The organism is Echinicola marina (genome assembly GCF_020463795.1).
In the GTDB taxonomy this organism is placed as follows: Bacteria; Bacteroidota; Bacteroidia; order Cytophagales; family Cyclobacteriaceae; genus Echinicola; species Echinicola marina.
On the sequence record NZ_CP080025.1, the window covers coordinates 578,173 to 603,123 of the forward strand.

At 40.5% G+C, this 24,951-nt stretch carries 16 protein-coding genes and 3 tRNA genes; 6 read left to right on the forward strand and 13 right to left on the reverse strand.

Annotated elements, in window-relative coordinates; genetic code table 11:
• Positions 1-23 precede the first annotated feature (23 nt).
• The 6 genes from KZP23_RS02520 to KZP23_RS02545 form a co-directional block, all read right to left on the reverse strand.
• A complete protein-coding gene (locus KZP23_RS02520; protein WP_226336467.1) occupies positions 24-2,363 on the reverse strand; it encodes a glycoside hydrolase family 127 protein in 2,340 nt (779 codons plus the stop codon).
• A 140-nt stretch (positions 2,364-2,503) separates the two neighbouring features.
• Positions 2,504-3,487 carry an arabinan endo-1,5-alpha-L-arabinosidase gene (locus KZP23_RS02525; protein WP_226334568.1) on the reverse strand — a complete coding sequence of 328 codons (984 nt, stop codon included), beginning with the start codon at positions 3,485-3,487 and terminating at the stop codon, positions 2,504-2,506.
• Between the two features lie 90 nt (positions 3,488-3,577).
• Positions 3,578-4,255 (reverse strand): DUF3823 domain-containing protein, encoded by a 678-nt coding sequence (locus KZP23_RS02530; protein ID WP_226334569.1) that lies wholly within the window; start codon positions 4,253-4,255, stop codon positions 3,578-3,580.
• A 12-nt stretch (positions 4,256-4,267) separates the two neighbouring features.
• Entirely contained in the window at positions 4,268-6,118 is a 1,851-nt protein-coding gene (locus KZP23_RS02535; protein WP_226334570.1) for a RagB/SusD family nutrient uptake outer membrane protein, read from the reverse strand.
• A gap of 11 nt (positions 6,119-6,129) precedes the next feature.
• Entirely contained in the window at positions 6,130-9,330 is a 3,201-nt protein-coding gene (locus KZP23_RS02540) for a SusC/RagA family TonB-linked outer membrane protein (protein WP_226334571.1), read from the reverse strand.
• Positions 9,331-9,901: 571 nt separating this feature from the next.
• Entirely contained in the window at positions 9,902-11,854 is a 1,953-nt protein-coding gene (locus tag KZP23_RS02545) for a M1 family metallopeptidase (protein WP_226334572.1), read from the reverse strand.
• A gap of 276 nt (positions 11,855-12,130) precedes the next feature.
• Here KZP23_RS02545 and KZP23_RS02550 point away from each other — a divergent pair.
• The 4 genes from KZP23_RS02550 (at position 12,131) to KZP23_RS23110 (ending at position 13,061) form a co-directional block, all read left to right on the forward strand.
• Positions 12,131-12,205, forward strand: a tRNA-Val gene (locus KZP23_RS02550).
• A 50-nt stretch (positions 12,206-12,255) separates the two neighbouring features.
• Positions 12,256-12,330, forward strand: a tRNA-Val gene (locus KZP23_RS02555).
• 90 nt (positions 12,331-12,420) lie between these two features.
• Positions 12,421-12,666 carry a GIY-YIG nuclease family protein gene (locus KZP23_RS02560; RefSeq protein ID WP_226334573.1) on the forward strand — a complete coding sequence of 82 codons (246 nt, stop codon included), beginning with the start codon at positions 12,421-12,423 and terminating at the stop codon, positions 12,664-12,666.
• A 197-nt stretch (positions 12,667-12,863) separates the two neighbouring features.
• Positions 12,864-13,061: a GIY-YIG nuclease family protein gene (locus KZP23_RS23110; protein WP_226334574.1), complete on the forward strand. Its 198-nt coding sequence runs from the start codon at positions 12,864-12,866 to the stop codon at positions 13,059-13,061.
• 210 nt (positions 13,062-13,271) lie between these two features.
• Here KZP23_RS23110 and amaB read toward each other — a convergent pair whose 3' ends face one another.
• From amaB to KZP23_RS02585, 4 genes are all read right to left on the reverse strand, one after another.
• Positions 13,272-14,816, reverse strand: a complete 1,545-nt coding sequence (gene amaB, locus KZP23_RS02570) for an L-piperidine-6-carboxylate dehydrogenase (protein WP_226334575.1) — start codon at positions 14,814-14,816, stop codon at positions 13,272-13,274.
• Positions 14,817-14,916: 100 nt separating this feature from the next.
• The gene (locus KZP23_RS02575) at positions 14,917-16,413 is read right to left on the reverse strand and encodes a Do family serine endopeptidase (RefSeq protein WP_226334576.1); all 1,497 of its coding nucleotides are present in this window, start codon (positions 16,411-16,413) and stop codon (positions 14,917-14,919) included.
• 225 nt (positions 16,414-16,638) lie between these two features.
• Entirely contained in the window at positions 16,639-17,067 is a 429-nt protein-coding gene (locus tag KZP23_RS02580; protein ID WP_226334577.1) for an Hsp20/alpha crystallin family protein, read from the reverse strand.
• Positions 17,068-17,312: 245 nt separating this feature from the next.
• The gene (locus tag KZP23_RS02585) at positions 17,313-18,644 is read right to left on the reverse strand and encodes an alpha-L-fucosidase (protein WP_226334578.1); all 1,332 of its coding nucleotides are present in this window, start codon (positions 18,642-18,644) and stop codon (positions 17,313-17,315) included.
• Between the two features lie 234 nt (positions 18,645-18,878).
• Here KZP23_RS02585 and KZP23_RS02590 point away from each other — a divergent pair, with 234 nt between their 5' ends.
• Both KZP23_RS02590 and KZP23_RS02595 read left to right on the forward strand, forming a co-directional pair.
• A complete protein-coding gene (locus KZP23_RS02590; protein ID WP_226334579.1) occupies positions 18,879-21,380 on the forward strand; it encodes a mechanosensitive ion channel family protein in 2,502 nt (833 codons plus the stop codon).
• A 125-nt stretch (positions 21,381-21,505) separates the two neighbouring features.
• Positions 21,506-21,579, forward strand: a tRNA-Asn gene (locus KZP23_RS02595).
• Positions 21,580-21,667: 88 nt separating this feature from the next.
• Here KZP23_RS02595 and KZP23_RS02600 read toward each other — a convergent pair.
• The 3 genes from KZP23_RS02600 to KZP23_RS02610 all read right to left on the reverse strand — a co-directional run bounded on the left by KZP23_RS02600 (position 21,668) and on the right by KZP23_RS02610 (position 24,579).
• The gene (locus tag KZP23_RS02600; RefSeq protein ID WP_226334580.1) at positions 21,668-22,009 is read right to left on the reverse strand and encodes a helix-turn-helix domain-containing protein; all 342 of its coding nucleotides are present in this window, start codon (positions 22,007-22,009) and stop codon (positions 21,668-21,670) included.
• A gap of 871 nt (positions 22,010-22,880) precedes the next feature.
• Complete coding sequence (locus KZP23_RS02605; protein WP_226334581.1) at positions 22,881-23,855, reverse strand: nucleotidyl transferase AbiEii/AbiGii toxin family protein; 975 nt, start codon at positions 23,853-23,855, stop codon at positions 22,881-22,883.
• A 1-nt stretch (position 23,856) separates the two neighbouring features.
• Entirely contained in the window at positions 23,857-24,579 is a 723-nt protein-coding gene (locus KZP23_RS02610; protein ID WP_226334582.1) for a DUF6088 family protein, read from the reverse strand.
• Positions 24,580-24,951 lie beyond the last annotated feature (372 nt).

Sequence of the window (24,951 nt, forward strand, 5' to 3'; positions counted from 1 at the left end):
ATGTATTTAGTTAGGGTTTATGATCACTTTAACAACCTGATATAATAGATACTTTCACTTTCCTTTCCATCCAAGGCTTGAAATTTGATTACCAGCTTTTCTTCCCTTTGCAAATCTTCTGACAAGGTGTAGTCCAATGATTGGCTAGTCCCTGATGTATCTTGTAACAATTCTTTTTTAAGGAGTTGGTCATTGATATAAATGGCAAAGGCTTGCCCCTTCACCTCAGCGGGATAAGTGATTCTCAGTTTCTTAGCTTTTTGATCTTTATTATTTAATTCATAGCTAAACCAAGCAGTCGTACTCCTCCAAAAATAGCCATCCACATTTCCCGAAAGTGTTTGCTGACCTTTAAAAAAATGGTCTGATTCAGGCTGCTGTTCTCCAGTGGCCACCTGATCCACCGTTTGTCTCTCCAGGGCCAACATCATACCATCCTTTTTATTGATCGCAGCCTTCACTTCTTCTACTTCTTCCCTTTTAGCAGTTGGCCAATAGATTTGGTACCTGGACTCATGAATGGTATAAAAGGGTTTCAGGATAAGCGCTTCCTTTTGCTGAGGAGCAATATCGCCCTTTAGTTTAAATGTTAATCCTGCTTCCGAGATAGGTTCAATTTGATTGGTAAGATCGTCACTTTCACTGATCAACAAAGGCGTTTCAGCCAAAGGAATCATTTTTCCCGATGCCACATGGCCCATTCGGCTATCGTTTGCAAATAGCCCGGGCATTTGGTCATTCCCTTCTTCTGCTGCCAAAACAATTGGCCCATAAACAAATGCTCCCCAATTAGAATCATCCGGCAAAGTCTCCCATTGCATTTCCATTGGGAATTCCACCTTGATCTCATCTCCGTTTTTCCATTTCCTCTCCAGTGCCACATAAGTACCCGGTCCTGAATTCACCTGAACAGGCCTACCATTAACCTGTACCTTCATTGAGCCAGCACTTACCCAAGAGGGATAGCGAAGCATGATTTTCATTCTTTTGGGTCTTTTAAGTTTTAATGAGAATTGACTGCTTGACGAAGCTGGAAAATCTGTGGACTGTACTAGTTCCATCCCTTGCTCTTTCCACTTAAGTTGTGAAGAAATAAACAGATTGATATACAGTTCATCCTCCGCATGGGCATAGATAAACTCACCGTATTTAGCGTGATTTTCCAGTCCAGAACCCACACAGCACCAAAAACCTTCATGGGGCTGGGAATACACCCTATAATGCCCGGGTCTCATTGGGGTGAAATAAACAAAGCCTCCCTTGATCGGATGCTGACTGGAGAGAATATGATTGTATAATCCGCGTTCATAAAAGTCAACATATTCTACTGATGGATTGGACAAGTACAATTGCTCACTCAACCGCAACATATTATAGGTATTACAGGTTTCTGGCCCCTGTTCTGAAGAAACCATAGGAGAAAAATCATTTATAGGATGAAAATGCTCCCTAACACTATTTCCCCCTATGGCTACCGACCTATTTTCCACCACTGTATGCCAAAAGAAATCAGCAGCCTCCTGCCATTCAGCCAAACCAGCCTCTTGGGCGATACGTTGAAAACCGATCACTTTTGGAATCTGCGTATTGGCATGCATCCCGGTCAGTTCATCCCTTTTCTCCTCAAGTGGATCAAATAAAATCTGATGGGACATCTTTTTGGCCAATTCCAAATATTTCTCATCACCAGTTATGGCAAACACATCTGCAAACACCTCATTCATTCCTCCATGCTCACTGACCAACATTTGCTGGAATTGTTCCTCAGTGAGATCCTTGGTCAAATCATAGAACCAATCACTTAATTCGATCAACATCCCCTTTGCTTGCTGATTATCTCCTATCCAATAAGCATCCCTTAGCCCAGCATAAATCTTATGGATATTGTAGAGCGGCACCCATTTTTGGTTAAGCGAAAAGCCGCCAGCGTCTATATTTCCCTTTCTTATTTCTTCCCACATGGCCTTACCACCAGGAATTCCACCTAGATAACCATTACCATTTTTTTCTTGAGCCAAGGCCAACTGCTCTACCATATAATCCATTCTATCTTGGATTTCCGCATCTCCAGTACTGGCATACATCATGGCCAAAGCCGATAAATAATGTCCTCCAATATGTCCATCCAAACCAGTGTTTTCCCAGTTGCCGTAGCGCTGTGCAGACCATTCTATCCCTGCCTCCAACATATAAGGAGCCAATAAACGATCTACATCCATCTCCAGCATATAGGCCTTGTCCACCTCTTGGGCACTTAAAAATGGACTTGGCAGCAATGAAACTTGCCCTAATTCAAACAGTTCTACTGATTTTGTGGTGTCTTGAGCCATGGAGGGCCTGTTCCCCAAAAGCAATATTGTCATCAAAGTGACACAGGTTATTTTATGATTCATCTGATATTAATATTTATCTTTTTTTGCCCCACATAGCGGTGCCTTCATAACTTAATCCAGAATAGATGATGATGATACAAGAGTCATTGACACTTCAGTGCCTTGTATATTTAGTCTATACTAACACTTGGCCAGCTTTCTTTATCCCAGCTTATCTTACGAACAAATAACATCGGTCTACCATCTTGCTGAGCATCATATCCATGAAAAATCAAATAATCCTTATTATCAAAAGTATAGGAAGCATTATGCCCTACTCCGTACCAATCTTCATTGCCTTCCAGTACCAAGGTTCCTCCTCCCTCATACATACTTTTTCCATCCCTGTCCAAATAGGGGCCTTGTAACTTTTCTGATCTCCCTACAACCATTTTATAGGTAGAATTCTCCCCTCTACAGCACAAATCATAGGACACAAAAAGATAATAAAAATTATCCTTTTTGAAGATAAATGGAGCTTCTAGTGCAGCATCTCCTGGATCCCGTTCATCCAATCCAAAGCTTCTTTCCCGTCTGGCAATGGTATGCCAATCATCAGGCCCATTTTCGACAGACAAAAGGTCCTCACTTAATTTCACCAATTTCAGACCAGACCAGAATGAGCCAAATGCCATCCAGTTATCCCCATTTTCATCAGTAATGATATTAGGGTCAATAGCATTCCACATATCCCTGCCAGGAACACTTTCAATGACAATCCCTTGGTCCACCCATTCAAAATCCGGGGAATTGGAATCCAAGGTTTTATTAGTAGTCACGCCTATCGCTGAAGTATTTTTGGCAAAGGATGAAACTGAATAATAGAGATAATATTGTCCATTATGAAAGGAGATATCGGGTGCCCAAATATGATTCCTAAAATCAGGCACCACTTCTTTGGCCCAAAGGGGAGCTTCAGAAAAAACGGAGGATTCACGCTCCCAGTTTTCCATATCTTTTGAGGACCAAACTGTAATTCCCCTTCCTGTGCAAAAGAGATAGTACGTTCCATCTTCCTGTATCATCACAGGATCATGTACAGAAATCGTTTGTGCATGGACACTCAACAATCCCCATACACAGCCTATCAATCCTAAAATATATTGCTTTATCATCTCAACTTTTTTAATAAGAAATCCGACCATCCAACAAAGGAGGATGGTCGGATCTAAAAAGATTAATAGCTAATATTCGGCATTAGCCATCTACAGCACTATATTTTCTACCTGAGAATAAAGCTGCTCCTGCAAACCTACAGTCTTCACTCCCACACGTACGAAGACATCACTTCTTCCTACTAATCCGGAAGGTATCTCTACCTCCACACTCATGGGAGCACCCAAAGTGATATCTGCCCCATTCACTGAGAAAGAACCTTCATTTCTGATCGCATCAGTGAGTGAAGTACGTCCAAAATAAATCCTGGCAAATTCAAGATCCCTATCTGTATTGACACCATTTACAGTGAAATTGACCGTCATTGTGTTACCACTGACCGCATAACTAGGTTCTGAAAGTGTATAAAATGGTTCTACTTCCACATCGATCATTTGGTTTCCTTTCAGCTGCACATCCAGCGAATCGGTATTGTCCATCCAAGGGCCATTTCCTCTTATCAGGGTCAATTTATAATCGCCGTCAAACAATACTGCTGAAAATGTACCATCCTGCGCCACATATACGGGTATTTTTTGGAACAGATCATAGCCGTGCTGCCACAGCTCCAACTGCACACCTTGACTTCTAAGCCCCAAGGCTTCTCCTTCATAAACAATCCTTCCTGTCAAAGTTGATTTGGGCTCTTCGAAATTATCATACTCGCAACTTGCTGCCGCAAGGCCCAAAATCAATAGAAGGCATGATTTTATTATATTCAATTTCATAATTTCTCGCATTTAATGGAATGGGTTTCTTACTAACTTAGGATTGGCATCGATTAGATTCTGACCGATCAAGGAATAGTAATTTCCCATCTGGAAGAACCTTGGCGCCCTAAAACGCGGTGCCACGGATTTGACAAAGATGTATTTTCCATCATTGACATGCCCCGGCCTTACCACTCGGTATGGGTACAAGCTGTAAATCATGCTCTCAGGATTCGAATCACTACCAGACCATTTTTCATGAGCCACTCTCCAACGCTTATAATCCCATACTACATGGTCCTCAAAAGCCAATTCAACCCTTCTCTCATGTCTGATTTCCTCCATGTCAATTGTTGATAGGCTATTCTCGCCAAAACCGGCTCTTTCTCTCAAAATATTGACATAGCCTAAGGCTTCAGCCGCTTCCCCCAATTCATAAGCTGCTTCCGCCGCATTGAGGTAAATTTCAGCTAACCTTATCCTTACCCACCATACTTCACTCCTGATTCCTCGGGTACTCGCCCCAACAGCATTATCAATATATTTTCTCAAATAGAATCCTGTATTGGATACCTCTTGAATGGAGCGGTGAGGACCAGCAGCGGCAGTCAATATTCCTCCATCATCATAGCTTGTACCTAGACCATTGGATTCTACAAAATCGTAAGCACTGCCATTCCATACAGCTACTCCTGCTTGCATAAATACCTCTTGGCCTCTAAAAGGAGCACCTGGGTAGATGATTGTACCATAAAGCCTTGCATCTTTATTGGCAAACACATCTTCCACATTATCATAATAAATATAGTCTGAATCATCAGCAGTCCTGATCTTCAACTCCCCTGAACTTCCATCCAGGTATTCATAATCCTCCACCAGGTTTAAGGATGGTGTAATTGCAGAAGAACCTAAATTATCCTCTCTTACAGACCTTGCTATATTGTCATAGGTAAAACCATGTCTCTTGTCAGCAGAAGAAAGAAAATCCTGGGCCCAAAGCACCTCAGAATTGCCTCCTTTGTTAATAACTGCCTCATAGAAATTTTCACCCAAATCAGCATTATTCCTATATAAACTGTATCCTCCCTCTTGCAGGATTTCCCTGGATGCCTCTAGGGATTTAGTAAAATAAGCATCCGCACGACTTGGACTAATCCCTACTTCCCCACCTGGAAGTGTAATCGGAGAAGCCATTTGCCCATTGTACTTGGCCAAAGAACCGGCATAAAGGGCAGCCCTCGAAACAATGGCCAAGGCCGTAAACCTGTTTGCCCTTGTTTGACTCCCATTATTCCCTATGGTCGGCAAGATGGCTTCCATTTCACTGATCACAAAATCATAAACCTCTTCCTCTTTATTCCTAGGATATTGCAAATAGGAAGGATCACCATTAAAATCATAAATCAACTGCTCTGTAATAATCGGCACCCCTCCCATACGCTTCACATGCTCAAAGTACACATAGGCCCTGATAAATCTAAGCTCACTGATAAACTGAGTTTTGACATCCTCAGAGAGTTCAGAAAGATTCTGAAGTTTGTCGATAGCCAGATTGATATCTCGGATAAATCCATAATCCCACAGTCCCCAACGACCAAAATCATATGTAGGTAGATTGTTTAACCAATCGTTACCTGAATAACCTGACCACATGGCTTCATCATAAGCGGCAAAGTCTACCCAGCCGCCCGTAATACTTGTGTGCGTAGGCAATCTATCATAGTAATTGGACAGCACACCTGTGATGAGCTTGGGATCATTCCAAACCTGTTCATCCAAAAGGATATTTGGCGGATCCCTTTCTAACCAATCAGATTCGCATGAGGTGAAGACCATACTCAACAGCACAGCCAACATTATATTAAATTTCAAGAGTTTCATTATTTCGGGGTTTAAAAGGTTAGACTAAATCCAAAATTGAACAGTCGCTGCTGAGGGTACACCAAACCATTGGCAGAGCCAATTTCCGGATCAATGCCAAAGTCCTTGACATTATCGATAGAGAACAGATTGGTTCCATTAGCATACAACCTCAGAGCACTCAGACCATATTTCTCCAGAAAAGAAGATGGCACTCTGTAGCCTATTTCAAGATTACGCAGTCTAACATACTTCACATTGGTCAACCAGAAGTCGTTATGATTATACAAGTGTCCCGCATCAAATCTCCTGATAGCAGGATAGGTTCCTGGAATCCACTCGCTGTCTGCATTATAAAGATCTGCCCTATGCCACCTGTCCTCAAACATAAAATCCGGAGAAGTACCATTGTTTTGGAAAGGATACCTCAATTCCCAGTTACGGGTGAAGGTCTGCATAGAGGCACCGGCAAAGCTGAAGTACAACTCAAAACCTTTATAGCTAGCCGACCCATTCAGGCCAAAGCTCATATATGGAGTAGCTCCTTCAGCATAACCTATAGGTCTTTGGTCCATTCCATTGATCAGACCATCATTATTGACATCTTTATAGATAAAATCTCCTGGGAGTACTTTCCTGTTGCCAAAACCATCAATATCCACAGGATAGTTTTCGATTTGCTCTTCATTCTCAAACCTGCCTATCACCTGATAGCCCCAGTTGATATTGGCCCATCTTCCTTCCAAATCATTTCTATACTCATTCCAAGAATTACCAAATCTTGGCTTATAACGTTCGGTGATTTTCAATCTTGAAATAGTTCCATTGGCGCTTAAGGAGAAGTCCACTCCTCCGGCTTTGCCCGTATAAGTTACAATACCTTCCACACCTCTATGGGCATCTGCCTCCAAGTTTTCAGAAGGCAAACCATAACCTACTTCATTTGGCAATAATACATCGTATCTACCTGCGGGCAAACCAGTTCTTTTCCTTTGGAATACATCTCCTTGAACGAATAATTTGTTATTGAACAAATAAGCGTCTAAACCAATATTAAAGTTGGTATTGGTGATCCAGGAAAGATTGGTTACTGGCAATCCTCTTGGGTCTACTCCTGGAATGAAATTGCCATCTAGCACCGAGCTGCCTCCTGCTCCTGCGATAAAATTATATCCTGCGTAATAGCTAAAAGGATCTACAATAAAAGCATTGCTACCAATAAACCTATCATTACCGGTCTGTCCATAGGAAACCCTAAATTTCAAATCATTTAGCACATTTCCTTTGATATTATCCATAAAAGCCTCATCAGTCACTTTCCAACCTGCCGAAACACCTGGAAAAAAACCAAATCGATCATCTGGCGGGAATAAGAAAGAGCCATCATAGCGTGCCAAAAGCTCTAGTAAGTATTTCTCCTTGAAGTTATAGTTGATCTTTGCCAAATAACCTTCCCTTGCCTCTTGGTAAATTTCATCGATCAATAAATCCTGATCTGCAAACAGCATCAAAGGAATATAATTATTTGGTGGTACGGTATGAACTACCATATAGTGGGATTGTTGGTCCCAGCGTTCATAACCTGCTATAGCGGACACATTATGATCTCCAAAATTCTTTGCATAATTGATCTGAAACTGACCTACCCGGTCCACAGTATTTCTCTTTCTACGCTCTCTCCAGGGGTTTTGGTTCCCCATAGAAGGATCTGTATAATAGGTATCAGTGTCCTCATCATAGCCGTAACCATCATAGGTATACTCAAAGCCATCAAAGTCCAAGGTAGTATAGTTATAGGAATAGGTCCCTTTCATGGAAAGTCCAAAATCGAATTCATATTGCGCATAAAAATTACCTTTGATGGATCTCCATATCTCATCCACATAACCGGTCACCTCCTTGGTATAAGTGGCTGGGTTGACATTGATATTATGCACTTCACCATTGACATAATTGGGATTATCATTGGCATAAGGACGCTCAGTCGGCCACATGGTGAAAATACTCAAGAATGGATTGAAATAATCATCCAATCCTGGCACACCTACTTGCTCCCTATTCTCTATCCTACCACTCAGCTGGGTACCTACGGTCAGCCCTTCAGCCAAAGTCATATCGATATTGGACTGAAAATTGGTTCTCTGGAACAAATAATCATCAATCAATGCATCTTGATTCAAGTGACCAAGAGAAAAGTAATACTTGGTATTCTCAGAACCACCCACAGCACTACCATTTAATGAATACTGAGGAACATTTGGCTTCATGATGAAATCATAATAATCAAAACTCCTGTATCCCTTTTCAGTTCCTTGTTGCCACTTTTGAAGCTCTTCTTGGCTGATTGTTGGCGAGCCACCCAAATTCACTTCAGATTCTGCATCCGCCCTCAAAAACTGATAGGCATTGGCTGGCTTTGGATACCTGGTAAAATTCTGCAGACCATAATAACCTGAAAGGCTGATTTCTGCTGGTTGATTGGCTTTACCCTTTTTGGTAGTTACCAGCACCACACCATTGGCTGCCCGCATCCCATAAATGGCCGCAGAAGCATCCTTCAACACTGTAATACTTTCAATATCATTTTGTCCTAGGTTATTGAACTGACCTGCATCAGATGGAATTCCGTCAATTACAAAAAGAGGTTGTCCCATATTCCTGATCTGAATATTGGCACTGGCCCCAGGACGGGCATCGCCTTGTCGGGCCGTCACACCTTGAATTTTACCTACCAAAGCTTCCGAAGTAGTGACTGAAGGCGTTTTGATCAAATCCTCTGATTTCACTTCCCCTACTGCACCAGTAATCGTGCCCTTTTTCTGCACACCGTAACCCACTACTATCACCTCGCCCAAATCACTTAAGCTCTGAATTAAGGTAATGTTCATATTGGTTTGGTTACCCACCGTTACTTCTTGGGGAGTATATCCTAGATAGGAAAACACCAGGATACTTTCACTGGAAGGAACTTCCAGATTAAACTTTCCATCTAAATCTGTAGCCACACCGATAGCTGTTCCTTTTACAATCACCGAAACACCTGGGATTGGCTCTCCATCCTCACCCACCACTGTACCTGTAACAGATACTTGGTCATTTTGAGAAATAGTTATTACTGATTTTAAATGGGGATCAGCGACGGGCGTCGCTTGTAGGTTTGGAAATTGATGGGCAGATAACAAGCCCATCAAAACAAACACAGTGAATTTTCTGTGTAAATGTTCAAATTTCATACTAAGGGGGTTTATTGATAATTACTATTGAATGAATAAAATCACCCACCTGCTCTAAACAGGTACCAATCACATTGATCAAATTTGATCTCAAAAGTAGCCTGGCCAAAACTACCTTTTTCATAAAAGTGTATTTTCTACACCTATTATAAGTTCGAATATAAAGTAAAAAAGAATATCAATGCAAATTTTAAATGTAATTTTTACACTATTAATAATTTACTGATGTCTACCGTCAGTAATATTTTAAAAACAAAAAGTGTATCTGATTAACAATACCAAATTAAATCAATGAAAAAACACCTACATATCAAGCCAAACAGAGGAATATATAAATATTCGTTAATCACAAAAAAACGAATGGTCCCAGTCGCAATTTTCTAAAAATCTGCATGAAGAGAGGGAATTCACTAGCAGGGAGAAAAGAGTATCCCCCTATTTTTAGTTTCACTACTGATAAAAAAACAAATCCCTATGGCTTCAAATAAAAAGTAGTTTTCAAAAAAAGGGAGTAGAATTACTGTCTACTCCCTTTCATAATGGTAAAAGTCAATTAATTATAATATATCCATTACTCTTCGTAGATATTGGCAGGCCATTTGTCATTGGAGATATTCACATCAGGTAAAACCTTATCTGGGTCAATCTCCATGCTCTCTACCTCTTTTTCAGACTTATACAGGTGATTCCACTTATCTCCACGTTGCCAGATTTCAACCGGAAGCATAAACCTCTCGCTTGAACCATCCTTAAAGGTCACTTCAATCACTACTGGCAATGGAACTCCACCTCTATTGGAAAGGGCGATCACATAATTACCAGAATATGGATAAACACCATCCAAAGACAAATCAACATTCGCATTACCATAGAACCAGCTCTTCCAAAACCAGTTTAGGTTTTCTCCAGCCACATTTTCCATATGATTAAAGAAATCAGCAGGCTGCGGATGCTTAAAAGCCCAAGTTTTGATATAAGACCTGAAGGCATTATCAAACCTCTCATGCCCAAGGATATACTCCCTCAGCATGATCAAACCAATCCCTGGCTTCATATAGGCTGTCATTCCCAAATTGCTAGTATTTACCACATCAGGATAAGTATCTATACCTTCTCTTGTCTCGCGGTTAAACCAAGTAATGTACTTTCTGGTTTGATCCAAATCAGACCCATATTCCCCATCATTAAATGCCAAAGAGCTGTAATGATTAATGAAAGTATTAAACCCTTCATCCATCCATGGATAAAGACGTTCATTGGACCCCACAATCATTGGGAACCAGTTATGGCCAAATTCATGGTCAGTCACTCCCCAAAGCCCCTCTCCTTTGCTTTCAAAACTACAGAAATTCAAACCTGGATATTCCATTCCCCCAATATCGGCCGCTACATTGGTAGCAGATTCATAAGGGAATTCAAACCACATATTAGAATAATGTTCTATAGATGCTTTACTGTATTCGGTAGACCTTGTCCAAGCTGCTTGCCCATCGCTTTCCTTAGGATATACAGACTGGGCTACAATCCTTTTGCCACTAGGAAGATCTATTTTGGCAGCATCCCAGATAAATGCTTTAGATGAAGCAAAGGCTGCATCTCTGGTATTCTCAATCTTGAATTTCCAAGTCAAAGTCCCTTCTTGCTTTAAGCGAGTACTGACATCAGTCACCTCTTCAGGACGTAAAATGTACACTGAAGTATCACTTTTCATGGCTTGATCCATTCTCTTCAGCATCTCTTTGGACATCACCTCAGAAGGATTCAATAACTTTCCTGAACCTACCACAATATGGTCAGCCGGTGCAGTAACCGCATATTCTATATCACCATATTCCAAATAAAACTCTCCTGCACCCAAATATGGCTCCACATTCCATCCTTTCACATCATCAAATACAGAAAGTCTAGGATACCATTGAGCAAGGGCGTAAATGGTGCCATCCTCTACATCCAATCTCCCCATTCTATCCATTCCTTTTACGGGAATCTTATAGCTAAAGTCCATAGAAATGGTAGCTTCACCACCTTTGGCCGGAATTGGCTCAGCAAAAAACACCTGCATGCGGGTATCATTTACCAAATACTTATCAGAAGCCTCTCCTCTTTTACCAACAGTAGCCTTCACATTCGATAGGTCATAACCTCCATCTACGTCGCCGTTATAACGGTTTCCTTGAATAGGGGTAGTCAATGTACCTCTTGAATCCTCTGTAAATCTATTTTGCTCCAATTGTAACCAAACAAAATCCAAGGACTCAGGACTATTATTGGTGTAACGGATACTAATAGAACCAGTAATGGTGTGCGCCTCATCATCTAGGCTAACATTGATCTTGTAATCCGCTTTGTTTTGCCAGTAATTAGGTCCAGGCTTCCCAGAGGCTGAGCGATAAATATTCCCCTTACGGTACATAAAATCATTAAAATCCCCTTGGTTATTCTCTTCCACTTCTTGAGCGTGGAGTCCCTGCACTAAAAAGAGGGCAAGAAACAGCATTAAAAATTTCTCTAAAGTATATTTCATAAATCGTGTATTTAATATGATTTTGGCAAATTTACATAAAGATTGATGAAGTGGAAATCCTTTTATTTTAATGGTAAAATCTTACAGTTTTTTTCACATTCTTTAACAGCTCACACCATGGCGTACTTTTAACCACAAACTCTACCACTCATTTTTTATAATTCATTATCAACCACTTAAAACACACCTTCACATTTTTTTAATTATAATGTTTGCACCTATCAATTTTACAACTACCTTTGCAATCCAATTACACGATAAAAGATCGCGAAACAAGGGAATTTAGCTCAGTTGGTTCAGAGCATCTGCCTTACAAGCAGAGGGTCGGGGGTTCGAATCCCTCAATTCCCACAAAGTTTTTTGAAAGCAGTTCAAAAACTTCAGTGGTTTAAAAATTTCTTGGGAATTTAGCTCAGTTGGTTCAGAGCATCTGCCTTACAAGCAGAGGGTCGGGGGTTCGAATCCCTCAATTCCCACTTCTTAAAAGCTAATCCAGCGAGGGTTAGCTTTTTTTTTGTTTTCACGAAGTTGCTTACTTTTATCTCCAGCTCATTTTTTTTTCAAACATGGCTTTCGTATACATAATCTTCTCTCATTCCGCTAATAAATTCTATATTGGACATACCGAATCAACTATTGAACAAAGGGTAAAAAAACACAATTCGAACCACAAAGGCTTTACCGGAAAATTCAACGACTGGAAAATAGTATATCAGGAACAATTCAATAACAAAAAGGAGGCTTTCCGCAGGGAAAGAGAAATCAAAAACTGGAAAAGCAGAAAGAAAATAATACAACTCATCAAGCAATAACACTTTTAAAAAATACACTCAATCAAAAACATCGGATTTTAGACCTGTGACTTCAGAGCATCCCGACAGTACTGCCGGGAGGGTCGGGGGTTCGAATCCCTCAATTCCCACTTCTTAAAAGCTAATCCAGCGAGGGTTAGCTTTTTTTGTTTTCACGAAGTTGTTTACTTTTATCTCCAGCTCATTTTTTTTCAAACATGGCTTTCGTATACATAATCTTCTCTCATTCAGCTAATAAATTCTATATTAGACATACTGAATCCACTATTGAAGAAAGGGTAAAAAAACACAATTCGAACCACAAAGGCTTTACCGGAAAATTCAACGACTGGAAAATAGTATATCAGGAACAATTTGGCCAAGCCAAAAAACGGAGGGAAAACAGCCTATTTTAGCTTTGATATGCGCTATTTATTAACCACAGATGGATAAAGGTAAGGTTATCCGTTCCTTATAAATCTATGTTCATCCTCTTTATCTATGGTCAATAAAAATCGAACTACAAAAACAAACACCAGGACATACTTGGCTCGCCAGCTCTTGATCCTAACAAATAAAAAAAAGGACCCTTTAAAGCCCCTTCCCTATTACAAATATCTTTTAAATCAAATATCAAATTTGATCCCTTGTGCTAAGGGTAGCTCAGTACCATAATTAATAGTATTGGTCTGCCTTCTCATATAGGCCTTCCAAGCATCAGAACCTGATTCGCGCCCTCCACCGGTCTCTTTTTCACCACCAAAAGCCCCTCCAATCTCAGCACCTGAAGTCCCGATATTCACATTGGCAATACCACAGTCCGACCCTGCCACAGAAAGGAAATATTCTGCCTCTCGCATATTAGTTGTCATTATAGCTGAAGATAAGCCTTGAGGCACATCATTCTGAAGAGAAACCGCTTCCTCCAAATCACCATACTTCATCAAATACAAAATTGGCGCAAAGGTTTCCTGCTGCACCACCTGAAAATGATTCTCCACCTCATAAACGCACGGCCTCACATAACAACCTGACTCATAACCTTCACCCTCCAATACCCCACCAGGCACCAACTCAACTCCACCCTCAGCCCTGACACGTTCTATCGCTGAAAGATAATTCCCCACAGCTTCCTTATCAATCAACGGCCCTACATGGTTTTTCTCATCCAATGGATCTCCTATTACCAACTTCGTATAAGCAGCTTTCAACCTATCCTTTACTTCCTCATAAACAGATTGATGAATAACCAACCTCCTGGTACTGGTACATCGCTGCCCAGCAGTACCCACGGCCCCAAACAATGCCCCGCGAATAGCCACATCCAAATCTCCATTTTCCGTTATGATAATGGCATTATTACCTCCCAACTCCAACAGGACCCTACCTAGTCGTGCCCCTACAGCTTCCCCCACTGCCTTTCCCATTCGAGTGGAGCCCGTAGCAGACACCAAGGCCACCCTAGGATCTTCAGCCAAAAACACCCCCACATTTGCTTTCCCCATGAGAAGCGAACTCACACCTTCTGGATAATCATTTTTATGAAATACCTTGGCAGCAATATGCTGACAGGCCAGTGAAGTCAACGGAGTTTTCTCTGATGGCTTCCACACACAAACATCTCCACAAACCCAAGCGATCATCGTATTCCAGGACCATACCGCCACGGGAAAATTAAAAGCGGAAATAATCCCCACCACCCCTAGCGGATGCCACTGCTCATACATTCTGTGCCCCGGACGCTCGGAGTGCATGCTCAAACCATAAAGCTGCCTGGAAAGCCCCACGGCAAAATCACAGATATCAATCATCTCTTGGACTTCCCCCAGCCCCTCCTGGTACGACTTCCCCATTTCATAAGAGACCAATTTCCCCAAATGAGACTTATACTCCCGCAATGCATTGCCGATCTGCCTCACCACTTCACCACGCTGTGGAGCCGGAACTTTTCGCCATGATTTAAATGCTTTCTCAGCCCTGTCTATCACCCGCTCATAAGCCTCCCTTGAAGTCTCTTGCACCTTACCAATCTCCTTACCATCCACAGGGGAATAACTTGACAACCACTCTCCTTTCAAATCCACATACTCCACACCCGTCCAAGTCCCTTTATTTATTTCCTTCACTCCCAATTCTTCCAAGAGAGCCTTTATATCAAACATTGTTTCCATAGGCTTATTAATTCAATTTGATCAAATCTAACAAAAAAAAAAGCCATCCGCCAAAGCGGATGACCTTTAAACACATACATAAACCAACTAAACACTAATTTCATCTATCAAGCTCGATTTCAAAATAAGACTTCTGGCCATTGGGATAAATACCCAAAATCATCACCTGCTCACCTTTATTTCTCCCTAGCTCTCTTTTTAAATCTTCGGCATTCTGAATCCTGGTCCTACCAATATGGGTAACAATAAACCCTTCACGCGCACCCGCCTCTTCCCATTTATCATTATCAATCTCATCAATTACGGCTCCACCATCGACGTCCAGCCTATCTTGCAATGTCAAATCCAAATCCTTGAAAGTTACCGATTCAAAACCAACAACCTTAGGCTCTTCCTTTTTCACGATCTTCGTAGTCCCTGAAATATTTTTCAAGGTCGCTGTCACCTCATTTTCCTCTCCATTTCTGAGGAATTTCACTTCCACTTCATCACCAGGACGCTTTCTTGCAACCATCTCCTGAAGTTTAGAAACAGTATTGGTCTCAACACCATCAATCCCCACTATAATATCACCTTCCTGCAATCCAGCCTCTGCACCTCCGCTTCCTTCATTCACACTTGCTACATAAACCCCTTGTGAAACACCTAGATCCTTGCCCAAATACTCTTCAAATTCAGGACTTACATCTTGAATGGACACCCCTAACAGACCTCTCTGAACGGCACCATACTCCAATAAGTCATCCATCACTTTCTTCACTATGGCACTCGGCACCGCAAAAGCATATCCACTGAAAACACCTGTCTGACTGGCGATCGCGGTATTAATACCTATCAATTCCCCAGAAAGATTAACCAAAGCCCCTCCTGAATTTCCTCTATTCACCACTGCATCGGTCTGGATAAAAGACTCTATCTGAAGGTTATTATTACTTTCACTTCTTAATATCCCAATATTCCTTGCCTTGGCACTAACAATACCTGCCGTAACAGTGGAAGTCAAGTCAAAAGGATTCCCCACAGCCAAAACCCATTCGCCGACTTGAGTCTGATCAGAATTCCCAAAAGGGACAAAAGGTAAATTATTAGCTTCTATTTTCAACAAAGCCAAATCCGTGGTTGGATCCGTCCCAATCACCTTAGCCTCATAATTGGTATTATCATGCAAGGTGATACTAATATCCTTGGCATTTTCGATGACGTGATTATTCGTCACCACATAGCCATCTTCTGAAATGATCACCCCAGAACCCGAGCTGCGCCCCTCTCTGGGAGGACCTTGGCGCCCATTGTCAGGATACCTAAACTCAAAAAACTCTTCCAGCGGATTCCCGCCTCTTCTCGAACTCTCCATCGTCACTGTACTCTTGATATGCACTACTGCAGGGGTAACCTGAGAAGCAGATGCCACAAAATTGATCCCGTCAGGAATACTGAATTTATCATCTTTTAGCCAGTTCACAAAACTGGTATTTTGCTTCTCCTCAAAATTAGCCACCTTAGCGGTAGGAGACAGCAAGTTTACTCCAGCTATTGCTATCAGGCCACCGATTACAGAGGCCAAAATAATACTGAGGAAGAATTGCTTTCTATTCATGTTAATCTCCTTTTTTTTAATTTGTTTTATGTATCAAATACACGGTATATAATGAACTTAGTTTCCAAATATTTTACAATTCCCTATCTGAAACACCTTTTTTAACACCTTTTAACAAGAAGCCAAAACAAAGCTATCTTATTGTATCTTCTACTGCAATTTAGTAAAGGGACTTGTATAATATATTAAACTCAAAAAAATAAGTGGGTTTCCCCACTTATTAAATTATTTCACTTCTATGGTGGATTTCACTACCTTTTTCTCCTTCTTAGGAATAAGGACATGAAGCACTCCATCCTCATACTTTGCTGCTATTTCATCGAAAGAAACATCATCAGGCAAAAAGAAAGACTTACTGAAACTACCATACTGACTCTGCACAGAATGATAATTTTTTCCTTCTTTTTTCTCCTTATGCTTCCTCTCTCCTGAAATGGTCAATTTACCGTCTACTAGATCTATTTTAAAATCTTCCTTCTTCACTCCGGGAATAGCCAATTCTAGCTCATAGCTATTCTCATCCTCCGAAATATCTACCGAGGGAGTGAACCTATTAGCTTCAGCATTCACTGACTCATTGAAGACTCTATCCAACAAACCACTAAAGGAAGTAGGATAATTTGGCTCGAAATTGTTATATCTTACAAGTTTCATAATTAGTATGTTTTATTGTTTTTCTTGCTTTTAAATTCTAAATCACTTTACAGTAATTTTCATACCAACAGCCAAAACAGTAAAAAAACACGCCATTATGTCTTAAAAACACCAGGGACCAAACGAAAAACAGACATTATGTCTGCGCTTTAAACAATAATCCCAAAATAAATAAACACCTCCATTTCTTTAAACATAAAAAAAGGAGCCCTACTGAGCTCCTTTTTCCCACAGAAAACATCACATCAATTACTTTCGATCACCTGTCCTTTTTCCCTATATAAATCTATTTCCCCATCCAGCAGAACAGCCAAAACAGTAATATCCTTATCATAAACATTATCAGGTATATCGATATACTTCAAACCTGGCACCTGGCTCCAATACATTTTCCCAACTTCTCTATGCTTCAGCTTAGTGCCATTTCCCACTACCCAAATTCTATTAATCATATTCTTAAGTCCCTTGATCACCAAAGACTCATTCACTTTATAATCAAGGTAGATATAAAGAATCTTTTTATCCTTTGACAAAGTAGTCGGAGCAAAAACATGCCCCGCTGGAATTCCCGCCTGTGTTTCATAAACAGCAGAGGCATGCTTAGATGTCCACCGGCCAAATTCCTTCAAAATATCCACTGCCTCCTCAGGAATAGAACCATCAGGCTTAGGCCCCATATCCAACAACAGATTTCCACCCATATGAAGACAATCTACAAAAACCCTCAACAGCTCACCCGGACTTTTGTAAGCATGGTCATTATGCTGATAACCCCAGCTATTGTTCATCGTTAGGCAAAGCTCCCAGTATTTACTGTGAGGACGAGTAACCGGAACTCCTTGCTCTGGTGTATCATAATCTCCCAATCCACCACCAATCCTGGAATTAATAATCAAATTAGGATTCCAAGCTAACAACTGCTCTTTCAGCTGTTTGCTTTTCCACTCTTCAGCCTTGTGCTCCCAGTCTCCATCAAACCAATACAAATCAGGCTGGCAATTCAACGAAAGCTCTTCTAACTGCTTAAAATTAAAATCCACGAATTTCTGAAAACGCTCAGGATCATCCTTATACCGGTACTCCGTCCTTGTCTTACGATCATAATCTGGATGCGACCAATCCAAAACAGAATAATATATCCCCTTTTTTATTCCTTCCTTTTCTAAGGCCTTCATAAACGGCCCTACTAAATCCCTTCCTGCGGGAGTCTTCTTCACGACTGTCAAATCACTCACCTTACTATCCCAAAGAGCAACACCATCATGATGCTTGGCCGTAAGCACAGCATATTTTGCTCCTGAAGACTTGATCAGTTTTGCCCATTTTTCTGGATCATAATTAGCCGCTGTAAAACCGTCCAACTGCTTCATATAATCATCATACGAAATATAATCATTGAAAAAGGACCAGGACTCATCTATCCCATTCACAGAATAAATCCCCCAGTGCAAAAAAATCCCTAGCTTGGCTTCACCAAACCATTCCATTTTTGATGCTTCCTCATCTTGACCAAAAACCTTTCCGGCCAAGATAACAACACAAAAAACTAATCCAACTATCTTTTTTAAACCCTGCATTTAACTCTCATTTTTTTCACCATCATCATTTGTATCTCAAATTTAGTAAAATTAAAATATCATATAACCCATTATTAAAAACTTATTTTTTACCACAATCACTATTAAATGTGTAAAATTTTAACCTAACAAAGGCTCTATATTATCATGCCCACGGTTTCAAAATCAAAAAAATATGGTAAAAAAATAAGAATAGTTATTACTTTTAATCAAATCAACACTTAAAGTTCAAATATGAGACCTGCAAGGCCACTCCTTTTTATTTTTACCCTTATCGCCTTTTGCATAACATCAGCTCCATCATTTGGCTTTCAATCCTCCGCAGACCTTTTGAATATTGGAGATTCCCTGTTGAACACGGGCGATGACAGCACAAAAACCGAAACAGATACCAATCACCACCAATCCGTCACTTCTGTCATCGGCACCCTTGAAAATTACGCCATTGCCACAAACCACTTCAGCAAGGTACTAGAAAGAGACATTGACACCACTTTGATAGCCAGTTCACTCCCTTTGATCGAACGAAGAATCACAATTATCCGGGACAGGCTCGAAAACCAAGGAGCAGACATTAATCTCAGGTACTTGTCAGCACTCAAAAATTTCATTAAAAATGAAGTGGAGAATATTTCAAACTGGAAAGAAGTCGTTGATAATAGAAACCACGAAATCCAGTTCATTTACGATAGCCTGATCAAGATACAAAACGACCCCGTGATCTATCCTGAAGCCTATGACAGTATCCTGCTACCAGCTATCAATGTCCAACTTCAAGGACTCCAGGACCGAATACAGAAAGTAGACAGCTTATACTACAGCAAGCAACTGAACCTGGCAGATTTCCAAAGCAGGATATCTAAAGCACAAATAGATATCGACGACTTCAGAGATGAAATCAACCAACTGGAAGGATCTATTGAAGCTAAACTTTTTGACAAAGAGGTCAATTATATCTGGGATCCTACCTCCTACAGCAAAGAGAAGGACCTTCCGCATATCATCCGCCGGTCCTACACCATCAACAAAATCATATTCCAAGGGTATATGGCCGCAAATATACCCACCTTTCTCCTTACCACGTTGATCGCCATACTTACCTTCGTCTGGCTCAAATACCTCATCAGACGAATTAAAGATGAAAAGGAATTTGCCGATCTCATCCTTAAGAGGACGAAGTTTGTCCCCAGCAATCCGATTTTTTCAACGCTTTTGATCATATTGCCCATAACCCCTTTTCTGTACCACTCCCCGCCAATTGTCCTAAATGTCATTCTATTGATATTAATGATATTGGCCACCACAGTATTGATCACCCCAATTGTAAATAAGAAAGCCTATACCTATTGGATGATCTTTTCATTCATTTTCCTTATTTACAGTGTCAGTAACCTATATTCTGAAAAAGCATATGAAGAGAGGTGGGCATTATTGGCCTTAAGCATTGTGAGCATCTCTCTCGCCTATAATATCATCAAGAATATCAAAGGCTCCAACTTCACCCATCCCAATCAAATCATCTTTCTAATCCGCGTGTTTTTAATCATACAGGGAGCCTCTTTGATCAGCAACATATTTGGAAGGTATAGCTTAGCAAAGATATTGGGCATAGCAGCGACCACTAGCTTACTACAGGCACTTGGCCTGTATGTATTTGTATTAGTGATCATGGAGGCCATATACCTGCAAATAGAAGTGGGCAAAAAAAGCTCCAAAGAGTACACTGCTTATTTTGACTTTCAAGAAATTCAGAATAAAATCCAGAAGATTTTCATCTTCTTTGCCACAGCTATTTGGCTTTTCTATTTGACCAAAAACCTGATCATATATAACTACCTGTACAACATCATTTCAGAATTCCTTTCCATTGAAAGAACAATAGGCAATACCAATTTCACCTTTGGAAGTATCTTAATTTTCCTATTGGTCATATGGTTTTCATCCATTATTGCCAGGTACCTTACTTATTATTTTGAGGCCAAAGACCAAAAAGTCGCCACCAACAGAAAACAAAGACTAGGCTCATCAGTTCTCCTTATCAAACTCGCCGTGTTTACCGTGGGTTTCCTTTTTGCTGTTACGGCTGCCGGGATTCCCTTGGACAATATCGCCATAGTATTAGGAGCACTATCTGTAGGTATTGGATTTGGTCTCCAAACCATCATCAACAACCTTGTTTCCGGAATCATACTGGCCTTTGAGCGCCCCATTCAAATCGGCGACGCCATTGAAGTGGGCGGAAGATCAGGGGTAGTCAAAGACGTAGGGATCAGGGCCAGTAAAATACAAGCTTACGATGGATCTGAAATCATCCTCCCCAATGGAGATTTACTTTCCCAACACCTGATTAACTGGACCCTCTCCAACAAACAACGAAGAATCGAGCTGATCATAGGTGTGGCTTATGGATCAGACTCAGACAAGGTGGAATCCATTTTGCGCAACATCCTCGACCGGGAGGGAATCATGAAAACCCCATCTCCCAATGTATACCTCCAAACTTTCGCAGACAGTGCTGTTGAATACAGATTACTTTTCTGGGTACACGATTTCGACGTATGGGTAGACATGAGAGCTGAGGTCATGAAAGAAATATACAAGGCCTTTGCAGAAGAAAACATTGAAATCCCCTTCCCACAAAGAGACCTTTATATCAAATCCATTCCTCAAGCATGGCAATCACCATCTAGAAACAATAAGCCTTCTGGAGACAATGAGAAAAAAGACGAAAATTAATCTCCTGAAATCGAGCTAGAAATAAAATTACACCAACTTTTTTTTATTGGGGATTTGGAAAAAAATAAACAACCTGCTATGTTTGCATCACGTTAAACAAACGGGTTAGCGAAAACAACAAAAATTCCTCCTTAGCTCAGTTGGTTAGAGCATCTGACTGTTAATCAGAGGGTCCTTGGTTCGAGCCCAAGAGGAGGAGCTGAAAATCAGCCACTTACGATCAAAAATTGTAAGTGGCTTTTTTATTTGCACACAATTTGCACACAAAATAGGGCTATAAAATATTTTTAAATTTTCTTGAATCCCCGGTCCCTAAAAAGCCGATTTTCATGGATTCTCACTCCTCTTATTTTGGGATTGCTCGATTTTGAAGTAATCCAGTCCAGGATTTCATCTTTGATAAAGTAAAGTTTTCCGGCTTTCTTATAATGGGGAATCAGTCCCTTGGAAACATAACTGTAAATGGTCTGCCTTTTTAATTCCAACAACTCACAGATCTTGTTTAATGTAAGGACCTGACCATTGGGCCGTTCGCTCAGCGCTATCTCCTGTATAGCTTCTAAAATCAATTTATTTTGTGCTAATAGTTGGGCAATAGCAGTTGGGAGGTCTTCAAATTTTAAGTCCATAGATAAAATCGGTTTGAATATGAGCAAAACAAATGGTACGATTACTAATCGAGATAATTTCACCAGCTAGACCATAGTATGGTGAAATAATTCTTTTATTAATTTAAAAATGAGGGATCAGATATTATCACACTGATATCAGAAGTGAGGGATACTCACTTCTTTAATTAAAAAATTCTTGATTCGCGAATCAAGAATTAGTTCATGCTTTGAGAAATGCATATAATCCTGTCAGGCATGGAGAACAACCCTGTCATATTGTTATAGACATAAGCTTTCCTTTATTTCTTTCCTTGGTCATTTTTCATTACAGCCCCTTACCATGTACCGAAATGGCGCATGGATGATCATTGATAAAAATATAAGAAGGAGTCTCGATAAAAAACACACCTTATCAGGAATATACTGCCCATCAAAACCCACTCCAAAAAGTACCACACTTTCTTAGAATTTAGCCAAAAGTAAACGTATAGTATACTAGGGGTATACTAGGCATGGGAGCATCCATAGGGGGACGAACGTAAAGAAAACAGTCAGTGCCAGTTGTTAGCGAGCAGCCAGCTTGCAGGGCAGACCCTACCCTTTTATACCACCAAATAAAATTTGGACGTTCCCTAGACGTTCCCACTACGTCTCCTCGGTGTTCCCTAGACATCTCCTCTTTACTCCTACTTAGTACTTCCCTTGTAGATACCTAGGGTATGTCTTGGGGATACGTTGCCTTCATGTAAATTATTTCTTGGAAATATTATATACCGTAACACCCTAGCGACAGCTAAAAAATCCGGAAATGGGGATTATAAATACTAAGCTTAGTAGCGTGAAATGACATACTTCTCACAGACGGGGGCGTCTACGCCATTGGCAAACATTACTTTATTTCCCAAATAATTTCCCTGAGTCTGTCAGCTACTGTACTAATGTTTTGAATGAGTGCTTTTTCAAGAGGTAACTCACCTGTTACCAGATCTTTGAAGTTACCATTATGTGCTGTACTGAGATGTTCCCATGTTTCCTTAGGTTTGTCAAATATAAGTGCCTTGGAAGGATGCTCAGGAATCCAGTCATTATTGTTCTTATAGCCGATCATGTCGTCATTACCCACTTTTATAAGCATTTTATCAAAATCACTACTTTCAAAGAACCGCTGAATTTCTTCGTCTTTTAGCATTTGGTGGATGTCATACACGTGGCGAATTTTGTTCCTTAGGTCAGCTATGGGGTCTTCTGACCTGGAAAACCTTACCAAGCTCATGATCTTCTCACAAAATGTTCTTAGCTTACTCAATACCCTAATGTTAAATGGAGCCATCTTATACTTTTCGATCAATTTCTCCTGGCCTTTTCCCTTCATCATTTCATAGATATAAGAACTGACCTGCATTTCTGAGAATGGTTCAAAATTGCCTAACCAGGTTGCTTCAACCACTACGTGTTCTCTTACCTGACCAAAACCTCCCTTAAATATCTTGTCATACTCATGAACTGTCTTCCGAATATTGCCCATTTTATTGGTTAGCCCTTCAACTTCTATTTCCGGAATTACCTTTTCCACCACTTTACCGATTGTCCTGATCTTCTTTTTCAACTGATTATCGTTCTCCCCTTCATTTCGGAGTACAACCATATCAATATCTTCCGAAAATCGTTCTATCAGTTTATGGCATTTGGAAAGTGCGGTGCCTCCCTTGAAAACAGCCTGGCTGGCGATATCTGAATGGAATATTTCATACAACGCAACGGTAACCCAATAATCCTTTTCTACATAAATATCCCTCATGCCAAGATACTCCGCTGTTGCAAGAATCGCATCCTGTAGCAGCTCTTTGTCGTCGTGTAAATTCATATCAGTTAATATTCCATTTTGGTGCCGTTGGCAATGTTTCTTCTTTAATTCCAAGCTTATAGGTAGTCAACGGATTCAGTTTTTCTCTTAGGATTTCCAAACCGTTATTCTTTGATAACTCCAGAATTGCCCCTAATAATGCTTTTGCTCGTGGCGGGTATTTCAAAACGTATCGGATCATTTTTGATCGATCATTTTCGGATAGTTTACAGATCTTGCTTTCCAGTAATTTAATGGATGACTTCTTGTCCAGGTCTGGAATGGTCTTCAAGTCTTTCAGTGCGTCCAAAATTTCCAGTAGGTAGTAATTTTCATTGGTTACATCTATATAGCTTTTTACAGGCTTGACTTGTATATTTCCAATTTTGGCGGTTACCCGCTTTACTTTGCTGGCTACCTTGATGTTTTTTGGGACCTGTGTGGTTAAGCCCATACGATTGTATAATGATCCTCCGGTAATATATGCAATCCGTTTACCATCTTGGAAGAGGTAGGGTTTAAGTAGTTCTTCTTCCCTTGGTCGCAGCTCACCGAACGCTGATTGTTTTGGTTTGTAGAACACTCCAGTAGACACTCTTTTGACTATCCCCTTTTTGATTAACCGTTCTATGGCTTTGGCGGCAGCACTGTATTCAGATGTAGCAATACCCAGCTGCTGATACTTGAAGGTGGTTCCTTCCTGCATCCTATTGATCTTCCTTTCTATTTTCTCTGTTACCTTCATTGGCCGATAGGCTATTGATTAGTGAAAGTAAAGATAAAAAAGCACAAGCATTTGTCAAGTATATTGCGCAAAATACTTGACATTTTACAAGATTGGTTTCAGGGAGAAAGTAGAGGGGGCCATGCTTTTTATTTTCGACTCAGTGATACCCTAATGACTGTCCTATTTAACCGAAAAAGGTGGCACAATCAAACCGTTATATCCACCATTTAAAAACCCCAAACAATCCACTGTTCCAAGTCTTTAGCAAAGCGGTGACTTGGAACTTAATATAGTAGGAGTCTCCAGACTCCGATCAAACCCATTATCCTACCCTGAGAATTACAAACCATTACATCCTCATCTCTATAATCAACACACTTTACCCCCTTA